The 16164-nt window shown below is 40.6% G+C and carries 13 protein-coding genes; 9 read left to right on the top strand and 4 right to left on the bottom strand.

The features are described from left to right. Position 1 precedes the first annotated feature (1 nt). The 5 genes from KH400_RS10710 to KH400_RS25290 are packed head-to-tail and all read left to right on the top strand — an operon-like array spanning position 2 to position 3169. A complete protein-coding gene (locus KH400_RS10710) occupies positions 2–775 on the top strand; it encodes a dihydroorotate dehydrogenase electron transfer subunit (protein ID WP_246589502.1) in 774 nt (257 codons plus the stop codon). Beyond that, on the top strand, positions 772–1686 hold the full coding sequence (locus KH400_RS10705) for a dihydroorotate dehydrogenase (protein ID WP_217224526.1): 915 nt from the start codon (positions 772–774) through the stop codon (positions 1684–1686). Before KH400_RS10710 ends, KH400_RS10705 begins: the two co-directional genes overlap by 4 nt. Continuing rightward, complete coding sequence (gene pyrF, locus KH400_RS10700; RefSeq protein WP_217224525.1) at positions 1683–2396, top strand: orotidine-5'-phosphate decarboxylase; 714 nt, start codon at positions 1683–1685, stop codon at positions 2394–2396. Before KH400_RS10705 ends, pyrF begins: the two co-directional genes overlap by 4 nt. Next, positions 2393–3025 (top strand): orotate phosphoribosyltransferase, encoded by a 633-nt coding sequence (pyrE, locus tag KH400_RS10695; protein WP_217224524.1) that lies wholly within the window; start codon positions 2393–2395, stop codon positions 3023–3025. The genes pyrF and pyrE overlap by 4 nt, the downstream gene beginning before the upstream one ends. Positions 3026–3037: 12 nt before the next feature. After that, positions 3038–3169 (top strand): hypothetical protein, encoded by a 132-nt coding sequence (locus tag KH400_RS25290; protein ID WP_281418689.1) that lies wholly within the window; start codon positions 3038–3040, stop codon positions 3167–3169. Between the two features lie 291 nt (positions 3170–3460). Here KH400_RS25290 and KH400_RS10690 read toward each other — a convergent pair whose 3' ends face one another. From KH400_RS10690 to KH400_RS10680, 3 genes are all read right to left on the bottom strand, one after another. Next, a complete protein-coding gene (locus KH400_RS10690; RefSeq protein ID WP_217224641.1) occupies positions 3461–5818 on the bottom strand; it encodes an FdhF/YdeP family oxidoreductase in 2358 nt (785 codons plus the stop codon). Positions 5819–6027: 209 nt separating this feature from the next. Then, entirely contained in the window at positions 6028–6393 is a 366-nt protein-coding gene (locus KH400_RS10685; protein ID WP_217224640.1) for a Na-translocating system protein MpsC family protein, read from the bottom strand. A 61-nt stretch (positions 6394–6454) separates the two neighbouring features. Further along, positions 6455–7714 carry an L-lactate MFS transporter gene (locus tag KH400_RS10680; RefSeq protein WP_217224523.1) on the bottom strand — a complete coding sequence of 420 codons (1260 nt, stop codon included), beginning with the start codon at positions 7712–7714 and terminating at the stop codon, positions 6455–6457. 492 nt (positions 7715–8206) lie between these two features. Between KH400_RS10680 and fdhD the strand changes: the two genes are divergently transcribed. Both fdhD and moaA read left to right on the top strand, forming a co-directional pair. Continuing rightward, on the top strand, positions 8207–9022 hold the full coding sequence (gene fdhD / locus KH400_RS10675) for a formate dehydrogenase accessory sulfurtransferase FdhD (RefSeq protein WP_217224522.1): 816 nt from the start codon (positions 8207–8209) through the stop codon (positions 9020–9022). A 91-nt stretch (positions 9023–9113) separates the two neighbouring features. Further along, the gene (gene moaA, locus KH400_RS10670; RefSeq protein ID WP_217224520.1) at positions 9114–10136 is read left to right on the top strand and encodes a GTP 3',8-cyclase MoaA; all 1023 of its coding nucleotides are present in this window, start codon (positions 9114–9116) and stop codon (positions 10134–10136) included. Positions 10137–10201: 65 nt separating this feature from the next. Here moaA and KH400_RS10665 read toward each other — a convergent pair whose 3' ends face one another. Then, positions 10202–11914 (bottom strand): Rqc2 family fibronectin-binding protein, encoded by a 1713-nt coding sequence (locus KH400_RS10665; protein WP_217224518.1) that lies wholly within the window; start codon positions 11912–11914, stop codon positions 10202–10204. Positions 11915–12052: 138 nt separating this feature from the next. Between KH400_RS10665 and KH400_RS10660 the strand changes: the two genes are divergently transcribed. Both KH400_RS10660 and KH400_RS10655 read left to right on the top strand, forming a co-directional pair. Next, entirely contained in the window at positions 12053–14770 is a 2718-nt protein-coding gene (locus KH400_RS10660; RefSeq protein ID WP_217224516.1) for a cation-translocating P-type ATPase, read from the top strand. Positions 14771–15256: 486 nt separating this feature from the next. Continuing rightward, entirely contained in the window at positions 15257–16141 is an 885-nt protein-coding gene (locus KH400_RS10655) for a YicC/YloC family endoribonuclease (RefSeq protein ID WP_246589501.1), read from the top strand. Positions 16142–16164: the final 23 nt, after the last annotated feature.

The following is a 16164-nucleotide window of genomic DNA, read 5'->3' as shown; positions in this document are numbered from 1 at the left end:
AATGAAAGACCATTTAACGATCGTTCACAATGAAACAATCGCAAAAGATATCTATGAAATCGTGCTTGAAGGTGAACTTGTTTCTAACATGACGGAGCCAGGCCAATTTGTTCATATCAAAGTGGCAGATGGAATCGATCCATTGTTACGACGCCCAATTAGCATTTGCAATGTGGATCACCAAAAGAACCAATTGACAATTGTTTTTCGTGCCGATGGAAGAGGGACGCGACTTTTATCACAACGGAGAGAAGGTGAACTCATCGATACGCTTGGCCCCCTCGGGTCAGGGTTTCCAATTGCAGCGACAGAGAGCGGTCAGGTTGCGATCTTAGTAGGTGGAGGAATTGGAGTTCCTCCTCTCTATTACCTTTCTAAGCAGTTAACCGCACGTGGGGTCAAGGTCATTCATGTATTAGGTTTTGCATCGTCAGCGGATGTTTTTTATGAAGAGGAGTTTGCGAGATTAGGTGAAACCTATATCGCTACGGTTGATGGATCACAGGGAACAAAAGGGTTCGTCACAGATGTGGTCGCAGAGCGTGAACTTGATTTTGATACACTATATGCTTGTGGACCTAATCCCATGCTAAAAGCACTAGAAGCAAATTATAAGGATGTTCATGGCTATCTTTCCCTTGAGGAGCGGATGGGCTGTGGGATTGGTGCTTGCTTTGCTTGTGTATGTCATCTGCAAGACGACCCAACCGGAACGTCGTATAAAAAAATATGTAGTGATGGTCCGGTATTTCCAATCGGGGAGGTGATCTTATGAGCCGGCTAGCGGTGCAACTACCAGGTCTTTCAATGAAAAACCCAATTATGCCAGCGTCAGGATGTTTTGGATTTGGTAAGGAATATGCAAAGTTTTATGATTTAAGCACACTTGGTGCGATCGCAATCAAAGCAGCAACCCTAGAGCCCCGATACGGGAATCCAACCCCCCGTGTGGCGGAAACATCTGCGGGAATGTTAAATGCGATTGGTCTGCAAAATCCAGGTGTAGAAAAAATTATCGATGAAGAGCTTCCTTGGTTAGAAACATATGATGTCCCGATCATTGCAAATGTCGCTGGTTCAGAGATGGAAGATTACATTGAAGTAGCAGAAAAAATCTCAAAAGCGAACAATGTCCATGCTCTTGAGTTGAATATCTCTTGTCCGAATGTAAAAAAAGGCGGAATCGCGTTTGGAACGATTCCAGACGTTGCTGCGGAATTAACGAAAGAAGTAAAGGCTGTTTCTAGCGTTCCTGTGTATGTGAAGCTATCACCGAATGTCGCTGATATTGTTGCGATGGCAAAGGCCGTTGAAGCCGCTGGAGCAGATGGTTTATCAATGGTTAATACATTGCTTGGGATGAGAATTGACTTAAAGACGAAAAAGCCGATCTTAGCGAACCAAGCGGGCGGCCTTTCAGGACCGGCGATTAAACCTGTAGCGATACGAATGATTCACCAAGTTAGTCAAGAGGTATCGATCCCAATTATTGGAATGGGAGGCATTCAGTCGGCAGAAGATGTGATTGAATTTTTCTTAGCAGGGGCAAGTGCTGTTGCTGTTGGAACTGCGAACTTCGTTGATCCGTATGTTTGTCCAACGATCATTGAAGAACTGCCGCAGTGGTTAGATGAATTGAATGTTGATCACATTTCTGAATTGACTGGAGGGAGCTGGAGATCATGACAAGACCAATCATTATTGCATTAGACTTTTCAAGTAAAGACTTAGTCGATCAGTTTTTACGGCACTTTGAGGGTGAGTCCATTTATGTCAAAGTAGGAATGGAGCTTTTTTATAGCTGTGGGCCGCAGCTGATCTATGAATTAAAACATGCCGGTCATGATATTTTCTTAGATTTAAAGCTTCATGATATTCCGAATACGGTCAAACGAGCGATGCAGGCGTTGGCTCGGCTTGATGTTGATTTAGTCAATGTCCATGCTGCAGGAGGTTCAGCGATGATGAGGGCTGCCTTAGAAGGGCTTGATGCTGGGACAATGAGTGGTAAGAAACGTCCATCATGTATTGCGGTTACGCAATTAACGAGTACAACAGAACGGGTCATGCAATCAGAGATTGGTATTGATGGAAGCCTTGAAGAAACGGTTGAGTCCTATGCGCGACTAGCTGAAGCGAGTGGGCTAGATGGTGTCGTCTGTTCACCATTGGAAGTTCCTTCGATTCAGCGTGTCTGTCCGCCATCATTTTTAACGATTACGCCAGGTATTCGTTTAGCAGGGGATGCAAAGGGAGATCAAAAACGTGTAACGACTCCAAGGCAAGCACGTGAATTAGGGAGTTATGGGATTGTCGTTGGGCGTAGTATTACGGCAGCTAGCGATCCGCGAGAAGCTTATGACAATGTAAAACGAGAATGGGAGTGTCAGTCATGAAAAAACAAATCGCAAATCACTTACTAGAAATTGAAGCTGTCACGCTTCGTCCGAATGAGCCTTTTACATGGAGCTCAGGAATCAAATCCCCAATTTATTGTGATAATCGTCTTACTCTTTCCTATCCTGAGGTTCGTCGTCAAGTGGCTCGTGGGCTTGAAGAGTTAATTCGAGAGCATTATCCTCAAGTGGAAGTTGTTGCAGGGACTGCAACAGCAGGCATACCTCATGCTGCTTGGGTGAGTGAACGTATGGATCTACCAATGGTATATGTACGTAGCAAATCAAAAGGGCATGGTAAAGGGAACCAAATTGAAGGTGTAGTAAGAGGAGGACAAAAGGTCGTCGTTGTTGAAGATTTAATCTCAACTGGAGGAAGTGTGATCACAGCGGCTGAAGCATTAAGAGAAATTGGTGCTGAGGTGATTGGGGTTGTAGCAATCTTTACATATGGTCTTGAAAAAGCTAAAGAGCAGTTAGCTGATGAGAAGCTACCATTTGAAACAATAACTGATTATGATACACTCTTGACAGTCTCATTAGAACGTCAAGAAATTACAGATCTAGAATTATCAAAGCTTAAGAAATGGCGTGAAAATCCCTCTTCTAGTAATTGGATGAATGATTAAAAAAAGGATGATATGATACGTAAAATGAAGGTTGAAGATTTTGATGAGCTTGTTCACTTTTTTGATGGGATGGCACAAACGAGTTGGTTAGGTACGATTCATAATCAGTTGAAGGAAGCGACAGGTCGTTTGTTAGTAAGATGAATTGATGAGGCATAGCATGCCAGTGGAGTCGACTATTCAAAAGGGACGATTGAAAGCGTGCCGACAATATTTTCGGCTCCTACAGAAGAGTGAAAAACTAACTTTTTCGTCGGTGACGCTTGTCATCTGCATATGATTATATAGATCATGAACAAGAATTAGATGATTTAGCTCTAATTCTTGTTGTTTCCTTTATAATAGATAGTTGAAAAAAGAGGGTATCCATTTAGGATACCCTCATCTACATGCTAAGAATAGCATTCTTTTAAAGTTAAATAGCGTTGCTTAATTTTACTGTGCTTCTAACTCTAGGTCATCAATTCGCTTTTCAAGGTATTTCGTATCTTTACGAGCGTTAAAGCGTTCTGCTTTTTCGACTTTAACGGCAACATTATAACTTGGTATTTTAGCCAATTCCTCGTAAACTCCTTTTGGAAGTAGGAAGTTACCTTCTGGAAAATGAAGCTCAATATTCCCTTTAGTGATATCAATAAATTTAGCTTTTCCTGTGAATACACCGTGTTGATTATAAACGACGATTGCTTCATTTTCTGCAATGCTTAGATTTTTAGCATCTTCAGCATTGATAAGTACATCGTAACGACTCGCTTCATTAAACGGATCCGTTTCTTTATATACCATTGAATTAAATTGTTTTCCACGTCTAGTTGTTACGTAGAAATCACCTGCTTGTTTATTTAAATTTGGAATATCTACAGGGATTAAGTTGCCTTTTCCATCAGGAGTCGGACAAACGCCGCCTTCACATAACCAAGCGCCGCCCCACTGGAAGACATCTCCTTTGTTTTTTAGATACTGAATTCCATCGTAATTTGGATTTGCAATCGCAATTTCATCTCGAATCGCTTGCCCATCTTTAAAGTCGATTAAATGAGCTTGCTCAGGCTTCACACGCTTTGATAAATCAATATAAATTTTCCACTCGGCACGTGCTTCTTCGACCATTTGACGGTTCCCTTCTATTTCTGGAGAAAAGTAAACCATACGCTCTGTTGAGGTTGATGTACCGCCGCCGTCTTGCTCGTAACGCGTTTTAGCTGGAAGGACAATCACTGCTTCTTTTGCATCTACAAGTGTTGATGTGTTGAAAATAATATCTTGATGTACTCGAATGTCAAGTTCCGATAATGCTTTTTCAACGAATTTTGGATCTGGCATCGTTTCTAAAAAGTTACCGCCTGACAAGTAGTACAATTTAATTTTTCGTTCATGATCTTCAGGTAGGAGGATGTTTTCTAAAGAAACACCTAACACATCACCTTGCCACTTTGGAATTTCAAAATCCCAAATCTTTTCGATGCGCTCAATGTTATTAGGCTCAAAGTCACCACCCGGAAGGACAAACGGATCTGCCCCCATTTCGCCACTCCCTTGAACACTTGAATGTCCACGGATTGGCATCACACCGCAATTCTTTCGGCCTAGGAAACCTTTAAGAAGAGCAAGGTTTGCAACTTGAGAAATGTTGTCAGATGCAAAGGTATGCATCGTCAAACCTAATGACCAAATAAATACACCTGATTTTGATTTAGCCAAAAGTTCTGCAAGTTCAATAATCCTTTCTTTGCTTACACCTGAAGATTCAATTATTTGATCCCAAGATTGCTCAGCGACTTTCTCTTTTAATTGCTCATAGCCATTGACGTGTTCGTTTATAAATGTATGATCAATTGCAGATCCATGTTCTACTTCTTCCATCGCAAACCAGTGCTTCATTATTCCATGCATAAAAGCAATATCTCCACCGATGTTTACTTGGTAGAAATCGTCTGCTAATTTTGTTCCAAAGAGAGCAGATTCAGCAACGGATGGAATCCAATATTTCTCCATAGCGGGTTCGCGGTATGGGTTAATACAAATAATTTTTGTGCCTGCTTTTTTAGCGGCAAGCATATATTTTGTTGATACAGGTTGGTTATTTGCTGCTACTGATCCCCAAAATACGAGAACGTCACTGCCGATCCAATCTTTATAATTGGCACTTGATGCCCCGATACCTAATGAGCGCTTTAATGCTGTTTTAGAAGGAGAGTGGCAAATTCTTGAAGCATTATCAATATTGTTCGTTCCTAGGAACCTAGCAACCTTTGAGGCTACGTAATAAGATTCATTCGTGATTCCTCTTGAAGTGAGGAAAAAAGAGTATTGCTTCGGGTCTAATTGTTTCATTTTATTTGCAATCATATCCATCGCTTCGTCCCACCCAATGCGTGAGAAGTTTCTTTCTCCAGGTCTACGAATGAGTGGATATGGGATGCGTCCTAATTTGCGTAATTCAGCACTAGAGTATTGGCGCAGTTCATCTATATCTGCATGAACAACTTCTTCCTTCATTGCTGGCATCGTATTTAAGCGTAATACATTTAACCGAGTCGTACAAAGGTGTGGCCCTTTTAATGTTTGGTCATATAAGCCCGATACACCTAAGGCACACCCATCGCAAGCTCCTTGAGTAATAATACGTGTTGCGTAGCCAAGGTTATCCTTGTTATCCCAAGCCACCTTCATCGTGTCACGTATATGCTTAGGTTTAATTTTACCTAACCCCATTGGCATCATTCCTGCCCATAATGAAGGCTTTAATGATTTATCCATTTTTATTGGTCCAGAATGTTTTGTCTTTCCCATCATAATCTTCCTTTCTAATCGTCCTTCTATTAAAAACGTTTATTAACATTAAGTATAAAAAAACACCGCAAACCAAATTCTATTCCAACAAGTAAGAAAGTGGATTCACGGTGGTTAGTCTTCAGCAGGTCGCTACCAAGTGCCAACGCCCAGAGGTTTTACGTTGATATATTCATTTCAACGCAGGAACGCTACGAGAGGGATGAACGTTATTTTTTATCTTTATATTTTTCTTCGATGTTTTCATCGAAAATGAAGATTGACATTCCAAAATCTCGCTCAATGTCAATATCAACAAACAGATCAACAAAGTTACAGTTTAAAAATTGTTCCATTTCAGTAGGTGGAATTTTTCTATACATGTCTTTTACCATTTCAGTCCTTGCAGCTCGAAGAAGTTGTTTTCCTTCATCAGCTGTGGCGATAAACTTCTCGACGGGGGAAAGATTACCTTCCATTTCACAAATGGCCCAATTTTTACAAAAGGTTGTGTTAATTTTACTCGGACCTTTCCCCATATTTTTTTTACGAAAAGAACGCACAAGATTACTAAATTCAGCTTCGTATTTATTCATCACTTACGTCAATCCTTTTACATTTAATTGATTAAAATGGTAGACATCTGTTATGAAAAAGTCAACTAGCTAGCTTTTGTTGCTCGTTTGCTTTTTTTAATTGATTAATATCTACACGAATGATCAGTGAAACAGCTAGTGCAACGATGAACATCCCAGCAAAGATATAAAGAGTTGTAGCATAACTTGCTGTCACTTCACGAATCCAAGACGCTAAGATTGGACCGACTAATCCAGCACAAGACCATGCTGTTAAGATATAACCATGAATTGCGCCCAGTTGCTTTGTTCCAAAAACATCTCCAATGTATGCTGGAATTGCAGCAAATCCACCACCATAACAGGTCATAATTAAATAAACAGTAATAGAGAAGAGGACTGCGCTCGTCATAGAAGGCATAAGGAAAAATGCAATAATTTGAATAATGAAAAATGAAGTATATGTGTTAGGTCTGCCGATATAATCAGATAATGATGCCCAAGCAATTCGGCCTCCACCATTAAACACACCCATAACACCCACCATGGTCGCAGCTGCGACTGCTGACATGCCTGCAATCTCTTGTGCCATTGGAGACGCTACAGCAAGAATCGCAATTCCACAAGTAATATTAATAAAGAGCATGACCCATAAATACCAAAAACGTTTTGTTTTTACAGCTTCATTTGCACTTAATTGAGCTAAATCAGTAGCTGTTTTTTTATTCCCACTCTCAACGCCTGCCTTGAATCCTTCTGGCATCCAACCTTCTGGTGGTCGTTCAATATATAGTGCAGAGCTAAACATAACGATAAAATAGATTATCCCAAGAATATAAAAGGTATTTGCTATTCCAACAGAACTTATTAAATTATTCATGATAGGGCTAGCAATCATCGCGGCAAAACCAAAGCCCATAATCGCAAGTCCTGTTGCTAAACCACGGCGATCTGGGAACCATTTTATGAGTGTTGAGACTGGGGTGATGTATCCTACACCTAAACCAATGCCACCTAAAACCCCATATGTAACATACAAGAGCATTAATGATTCAATGTTTACTGCAAAGCCAGCACCAATTGTTCCTAACCCAAAAAAACTAGCAGCAACAATTCCAGAGGCACGTGGCCCATATTTTTCAACAAAATGGCCCATGAAGGCTGCTGATAAACCTAAAAATAAAATGGCAATACTAAATGTTAAAGAAACTTGACTTAAGCTCCAACCGTACGTTTCTTGTAGCGGGTTTGTAAATACGCTCCAAGCATATACGGATCCAATTGAAATGTGAATTCCGACTGCAGCTAAGGCGATCAGCCAACGATTTTTTGTTTTACCCATTTTAGTAAATCATCTCCTTTTGTACATTCACAAAAAAAAACGCCGCAATATAACTTTTTGGATACCAAAAAGAATATAATGCGACGGTTAGTTTGAAACAGGATCGCTGTGTTCTTCCCAACGTATGCAGGTAAATAATGTAACTGATATTCATTTTAACCGGCGACAGGTTCGCTATCCCGCGTCAAAGTGAATCATGTTTCTAAATTGTGAACTTTGTATGAACATAGTGTAACATGTAAACGGAATCATAGACAAGATTATTTTTTGTGATTAAAATATTAAATTTATAAATTTTGAGTGTGTTAGATTATGCCACAACGGTAAAGGAACCACGGCCAAGTTTTTGTCTTGTGTTTTAATTTCGTATGAAACAATGTCTTGTGTTATCAATAATCTTGTGTTTAGATAAAAAATAAATTATGCAAAGTACCATTTAAAAACAGATGTAGGTAAGTTAGGATTGATTGCAGGGGAAGGGTGAGAATAATCATGGAAGAGTCAAGTACAATTTTGCACCCAGTTGCAAAATATGATCAAGGAGTCATTACTTACTTTGAGGATGAAATTGCAACTGAATATCCATTGACGATCGTACTTAATGGCGAGGAGTTTGCTACAATGGTATGTACCCCGACGCACTTGGAGGAGCTTGTTATAGGATTTTTGGCTTCTGAGGGGATGCTTCGCTTTTATCATAAAGATGTGAAATCTCTATCCATTGATGAAACTCGTGGGTTTGCCTATGTTGAATTAACCCATAAACCGAGTATTCACCAAGAGATGCATTCAAAACGTTTTATTGGGTCATGCTGTGGGAAGAGTAGACAGTCTTTTTATTTTCATAATGATGTTAAAACAGCTAAAACATCAATGACGAAGACAAAAGTTTCACCACAATCTTGTGTGGATTTAATGGAATCCATGCAAAATAATAGCAATGAATTTAAACATACAGGTGGGGTGCATAATGCCGCTATTTGTACAGATTCACAAATGATTGTGACAAGGTCAGATATTGGGCGTCATAATGCACTAGATAAGCTTTTTGGCTATTGTTTAATGAACGAAATAAAAGTCCGAGATAAAATAGTCGTCTTTAGCGGTCGGATCTCCTCAGAAGTTTTATTGAAAGTAGCTAAGATAGGGATAGGGATCATGCTTTCAAAATCTGCACCGACCAATTTAGCGTTGAAAATGGCGGATGAACTTAATATTACAGCCGTCGGTTTTATTCGTAGCGGACGTATGAATGTATATACACATCCGGAACGTATAATCGGGGCACAACAAAGCGCTGAGGTATAGTAAATTTATTCTCTTATACTATTAAAAAATAAGATAAAGAAGCAAATTGTTTCCTAGCGGAGGTATGAGTGAGAAGTGAGAGGTGGAAATCATGACAACGGCAAGTAAGTTAATCGATGCAATGGGGCGACCATTACGAGATTTAAGAATATCGGTTACAGACCGTTGTAATTTTCGGTGTAATTATTGCATGCCAGCTGAACTGTTTGGACCGGATTATCCTTTTTTAAGCAATGAGCAGTTGTTAAGTTTTGAAGAAATAGAACGACTTGTACTCTTATTTGTTAAAGAAGCTGCTATTAAAAAGATTCGCATTACTGGTGGTGAGCCACTCATGCGAAAAAATGTCGATCACTTAATTGAAAAACTTGTAAGGATTGACGGAATAGAAGATATTGGCATGACAACAAACGGTTACTTGCTATCCACATATGCTAAACGGTTGAAGCAAGCTGGATTGCAACGTGTGACGGTCAGTTTAGATACGTTAAATAATGAACGGTTTGGAGAGATGAATGGTCGTGGTATAGGTGTTCAATCTGTATTAGACGGAATTGCAGCAGCTGCAGAGGCTGGCTTGCAGGTGAAAGTCAATATGGTAGTTAAAAAGGGAGTCAATGAAACTGACATCTTGCCAATGGCGAAATATTTTCGAAACCGTGGTCATATTCTACGCTTCATTGAATATATGGATGTTGGGAATTCAAACGGTTGGAAGTTAGACGAAGTGTTCTCGAAGAAAAAAATTATTGAAACAATCAATAAAGAAATGCCATTAGAGGCTATTGATGCAAATTATCGTGGTGAAGTCGCAACGAGGTATCGATATAAAGGGTCAAATGAAGAGATTGGAATTATATCTTCTGTCACCGATTCATTTTGTTCAACATGTAATCGAGCCCGTTTATCTGTTGAGGGGAGGCTTTTTACTTGTTTATTTGGGTCAAAAGGTCATGATTTGAAGCGGCCGTTAAGGGAACAGAAAAGTGACGATTACTTACTAGAGTTGATTCGTGAGATCTGGCAGACGAGAGACGATCGTTACTCGGATGAGAGGTTTGAACGGACAGACATAGAACGGCCAAAAGTTGAAATGTCTCATATTGGTGGATAAAAAAGCAGCACTGTCACTCCAATTTTAGGAGGGAGGCAGTGCTGTTTTTAATTCACATCTTTGGATTAGTACGCTCTTAATTTGACAATTAAATCCTCTTCAGGGGTCACATATATGGTCGTTTGATTCTCGTAAGTAACAAATCCTGGTTTCGCCCCATTTGGCTTTTTGACATGTCGTATTTTCGTGTAATCGACAGGTACGGAACTGGAGTGCTTCGCTTTACTAAAATAGGCGGCAAGGTTTGCTGCTTCAAATAATGTTTGTTCATCAACATCTAGGCTGCGAATTAACACATGGGAACCTGGAATATCTTTCGTGTGGAGCCACGTCTCATCTTGACGTGCGAACCGATTCGTTAAATATTCATTTTGTTTATTGTTTTTCCCAACGAAGATCTCAATGCCAGTTGTTGATACGTACCGTTCTAGTTGCGGCTTTTGGTCTTGCTTCTTCTTTTTCTTCGTTTTTTGGCGATTACGAATATAGCCGCCTTCAGCAAGCTCTTCGCGGATTTCATCAATATCTTTTGGTGAGGCTGATTCCATTTGCTGAATCAACTGATCTAAATAATTAATTTCTTCCTTTGCTTTTTCGATTTGTTCGCCTACAACGGCAACAGAATTTTTTGCTTTATTATACTTGCGAAAGTAGTGTTGTGCATTTTCAGAAGGTGTTTTTTGCGGGTCGAGAGCAATGCTAATGGTTCGTCCTGCCTCATCGTAGTAATCGATGACTTCAATTTCTTTATCACCCCGATTGACCGCATAAAGGTTTGCCGTTAATAACTCCCCGTAGCGTTGGAATTTTTCTGCTTTATCGGCATCTACTAACGTTTTTTCGAGTTTTTTAATTTTCTTTTTATTCTTTTGTAATTCATTTCGCAAAAATCGTTCCAAGTCATACGCTTGTTGCTTGACCCGGTCACGTTCGGCTTTTCCGTAATAAAAGCGATCAAGCAATTCACTAACTGTGGTGAATCTGCGCCTGTCACCATCTACATAACTTAGAGGGATGACGGTGAAATATTCTTTTTGACCTGATGTAATCATCATAGGTTCAAACTGATGATTACGGATGAGTTCGGTTATCTCCAAGAACGATGCACTTAAGCTCTCGCGGTTGGCTAACCCTGCCCTGTGGAGGACCTCTTTGGCGACCATTGGTGAGATCCCAGAGAAGGCACCCACGATTTGTTGGTCAAGCTTCCCTTGGTTAAAGTCAATTTTTTTTAGAAATGTTTCTTTGTCAGTGTCTAACGGATCGAGTTTATTTTGACTCGGGGGAGCGATATAGGTTTGACCGGGCATGACGGTACGATAACTGCTGACAGCTGGTGTGATGTGTTTAATGCTATCAAGAATGTTTCCAGTCTGTTTGTCTACTAAAATAATATTGCTATGACGCCCCATCACTTCAATGATCAGTTGTTTGTACGAGATATCGCCAATTTCATCTTTTCCCTTTAAGTCAATAGTAATGATCCGTTCCATATCGACCTGATCGATCTTTTCAATGATGCTTCCTTCAATATGCTTTCGAAGTAGCATACAAAACATCGGAGGCTCTTTTGGATTTGCATATTTTTCTCTGGTTAAATGAACTCTTGCAAAGCTGGGGTTAGCTGACAAGAATAATTGTTGGTTTTTTCCGTGTGCACGTACCGCAAGAACGAGTTCGGTTTTGTAGGGTTGATAGACCCTGGATATTCTCCCTGACGTTAATGCTTGATCTATTTCTGTTGTGACGGCCTTTGTCACAACGCCATCAAATGACATATGTACCACCTCGACTCATTCTTTTCGTTTAAATCTTACGTTTGCTAACTAGATCTTCAATCAGTATAGCATGTTTTAGGACATGTCTGAATATAGATGGCTTGTATAGAAGAGAAGATTGAGATGTGGGGTGTGGTGATGAAGTGGTATGAAAAACAGATAGACGAGGTTGAAAAAGCTACCGGAGCAAACATTGAGGAAGGGATATCTGACAAGGAAGCGAGGAAGCGCCTAAAAAAATTCGGGTACAATATGCTCGATGAAGGAGAGAAACCATCTGCTTTTTTTGTTTTTTTAGGGCAGTTCAAAGATTTTATGGTGCTCGTTTTACTTGCAGCAACGCTGATTTCGGGGCTATTAGGTGAGTATATTGATGCCATTACAATTATGATCATTGTGCTCTTAAATGGGATCCTCGGCTTTGTGCAGGAACGAAAAGCCGAGAAATCGTTAACAGCTTTAAAAGAGCTATCTGCTCCGCAGATGACAGTTTTTCGAGATGGTGAGTGGACGCGTGTCTTATCTCGTGAAGTTGTTGTTGGGGATCTTGTTAAAGTTACGAGTGGGGATCGTGTTGGTGCTGACCTACGTTTAATCGAAACAAATGGACTTCAGATTGAAGAATCATCATTAACGGGTGAATCGGTGCCGGTCCAGAAAGATGATCGTCCGATTGGCGGACAAGATTTAGCGATTGGTGATCAAGAGAATATGGCGTTCATGGGTACGATGGCAACCCAAGGAAGTGGCCTTGGAATTGTCGTTGCCACTGGGATGAAAACCGAAATGGGTAAAATTGCCCACTTACTACAATCAACGGAAACACTTGCGACACCACTTCAACGTCGACTGGAGCAGCTCGGAAAGGTGTTAATTGCGGTTGCGCTTTTATTAACGGCACTTGTTGTTGTTTTTGGTGTTTTACAAGGTCATGATGTTTATACGATGTTTTTAGCTGGGGTATCACTCGCCGTCGCCGCGATTCCTGAAGGTTTGCCAGCGATTGTTACCGTGGCACTTGCACTAGGTGTGCAACGGATGATCAAGCGCAAAGCGATTGTAAGGAAATTACCGGCTGTAGAAACGCTCGGGTGTGCATCGGTGATTTGTTCAGACAAAACAGGAACGTTAACACAAAACAAAATGACGGTCACTCATTTGTGGTCTGGTGGACGTGTGTGGAATGTAACAGGAACAGGTTATGAGCCAAGTGGTGAGTTTTACAGCGGACAAACGAAAATTAATCCTCGGAAGGAACGCACGCTTGAGCAACTTGTGACGTATGGCGTGTTGTGTAACAATGCTGCGATCCAGGAAAAATCGGTAAAGGATGGGTTGCTAAAAAAGAAGAAGTCCACGTATGTTCTTGACGGGGATCCGACAGAAGGAGCCCTTCTTGTTAGTGGAATGAAAGCAGGGATTTCGAAAGAATCACTGACGAAAGACTATAAGCTTATTCAAGAGTTTCCGTTCGAGTCGACACGAAAAATGATGAGTGTCGTAGTTGAAGATACCAATGGACAACGGTTTGTCGTCACTAAAGGGGCGCCTGATGTGATTTTAGCGAATAGTAAATCGATTACTTGGAATGGTCGGACAGAGAATCTTACGAATCAACGAAAACAAGAAGTGGAAGGTGCGATCACGTCCTTAGCAAGCCAAGCTTTACGTACGATTGCGATCGCTTACCGCCCGTTAGCTACAAACCAACCGTTACATCAAGTGGAGATTGAACGGGACTTTACTTTCGTTGGTGTTCAAGGGATGATTGATCCTCCACGTCCAGAAGTCGCTCAATCAATTAAAGAGTGTCGTCAAGCTGGGATTAAGACGGTCATGATTACAGGTGATCATGTTGTGACAGCAAAAGCGATTGCAAAGCAACTTTCAATTTTGCCTGAAAATGGGAAAGTGCTTGACGGAAATACATTATCTCGGATTAGTGTTAAGCAATTAGAAGAGATTGTCGATGATGTGTATGTCTATGCCCGCGTGTCACCTGAGCATAAATTAAAAATCGTTAAAGCTTTGCAAGCCAAGGGGCACATTGTTGCGATGACAGGGGATGGAGTTAATGATGCACCTGCAATAAAGGCAGCTAACATCGGGATTGCAATGGGGATCACAGGTACCGACGTTGCCAAAGAGTCGTCGTCATTAATTTTAAGTGATGATAACTTTGCTACAATTAAAGCAGCTATTAAAGAAGGACGTAATATTTATGAGAATATCCGTAAATTTATTCGCTATATGTTAGCCTCAAATGTCGGTGAAATCTTGGTGATGTTATTTGCGATGATGCTCGGAATGCCATTACCATTAGTGGCGATTCAAATTTTATGGATTAACCTAGTGACGGATGGACTTCCAGCGATGGCCTTAGGTCTTGATCAACCGGAAGATGACGTGATGAAACGAAAACCGCGTAGCCCTAATGAAGGTGTATTTGCTCGAGGGCTCGGTTGGAAAATTATTAGTCGTGGATTTATGATCGGGATCGTTACATTAGCGGCATTTGCGATAAGTCTACAAGCGAACCCTGATGATTTAACACGGGCTCAAACAATTGCCTTTGTGACATTAGTGATGGCGCAGTTGATTCATGTGTTCGATTGTCGTAGTGAACATTCGGTGTTCCACCGAAATCCATTTGAAAACATATATCTCGTATTTGCGGTTTTATCATCGATCTTATTGATGCTTGTTGTGATCTATTATCCACCATTACAAACGATTTTCCATACGACTGCTGTTACACCTAGAGAATGGCTCTTGATTTTAGGTTTTGCAGCGATTCCAACAGTTGCTCTTGGTGGCGTTCATTTGTTTACTCGTTCAGAAAAAAAGGCTAGCTAGTAGCCAACAAACTGAGGACATGATAAAGTGGTAGGGTTTGAGCTCTGCCACTTTTGTTTTGGGATCAGGGGCGGAGTGCGCTAGCAGTGAGGTGAAACGATGAGGAAAGCTTACTCGCACCGCCTGTGATTGAGTATTTAGCGTCTCCCTGTAGTGGGAGAAGTTAATGTCATAGGTGGATCAGGGACGGAGTGTGCTAGCAGTGAGGTACATACGTCGAGGAAAGCATACTCCCTTGAGTAAGAGTTTTTTGAGAATAAGAGGACCTGTTCTGTACATGCGCCAAAATCAAAGGTTTACTTAACGTGCCGAAGCTTGTAGGGTGTGCGTACTAAAGCAATAGAAGTTGATTCCGTGATTCCTCTCTCGGGATGTAGCGACCTCCATATTTTTTACTAATTTTTATATAATTGATGCTCGTTTGTCATTTCTGATACTTGTTGAAGGTGCTAAAATTGTTTAAAATAGAAAAAGTGGATGTGATAAATGATGATTACTAGTATGACAGGGTATGGGCAGGCAACAACGACGAATGAACGGTTCAAGGTTACTGTTGAGATGAAGTCATATAATCATCGCTTTTGTGAAATGATGATACGTTTGCCTCGTCAGTACTACTCAGTAGAAGACGATCTAAAAAAAATGATTGGCCAACATGTTCAACGCGGAAAAGTTGATGTTTACATAACCATTGAAGGTGAAGGACTTATCAAGCGAACGCTTTCGGTTGACTGGGACTTAGTCAAACAGTATCTTGCCACTTCTAAACAGATGCAAAAAGTTTGCGAGACAGATGAAGGATTATCGATTCAATCCCTTTTGTTACATGAAGATATTGTGTCTATTTGTGAACAGGAACAAGATACTCGTCAGATCGCTCAAGTTCTTCTGGAAACGACGGAGCAGGCGGTACTTCAATTGAAAACGATGCGTAACCGTGAAGGTGAATCATTAATGATTGACCTCGAAGAACGTGTAGCAACGATTAATACAATCGTACGTGATCTGTTTGAGCATGCGCCTAAAGTGACGTCGGCTTATCGCGAGCGGTTGTTAAAACGGGTGGCAGATTTTCTCGACGGAAATGCTGAGATTGATGAAAATCGTATGGTGAATGAAGTTGCTATTTTTTCTGATAAAGCCAATATAGAAGAAGAGTTAACGCGACTTAGTGCACATACGAAACAGTTTATAGCGATTATGAAAACTGGCGGAGTCGTTGGACGTAAATTAGATTTCCTTGTTCAAGAAATGAACCGAGAAGCTAATACGATTGGTTCAAAGGCAAATGATATACATATTAGTCAGCAAGTTGTAGAATTAAAGAGCGAAATTGAAAAAGTTAAAGAACAAGTCCAAAATGTTGAATAATTTAATGGGAACGAACGCATTTT

Origin of the sequence: Desertibacillus haloalkaliphilus (assembly GCF_019039105.1) — a bacterium.
In the GTDB taxonomy this organism is placed as follows: domain Bacteria; phylum Bacillota; class Bacilli; order Bacillales; family KJ1-10-99; genus Desertibacillus; species Desertibacillus haloalkaliphilus.
The sequence above is the reverse complement of the archived record's forward strand: the minus strand, read 5'-3'. Positions and strand labels throughout refer to the sequence as shown.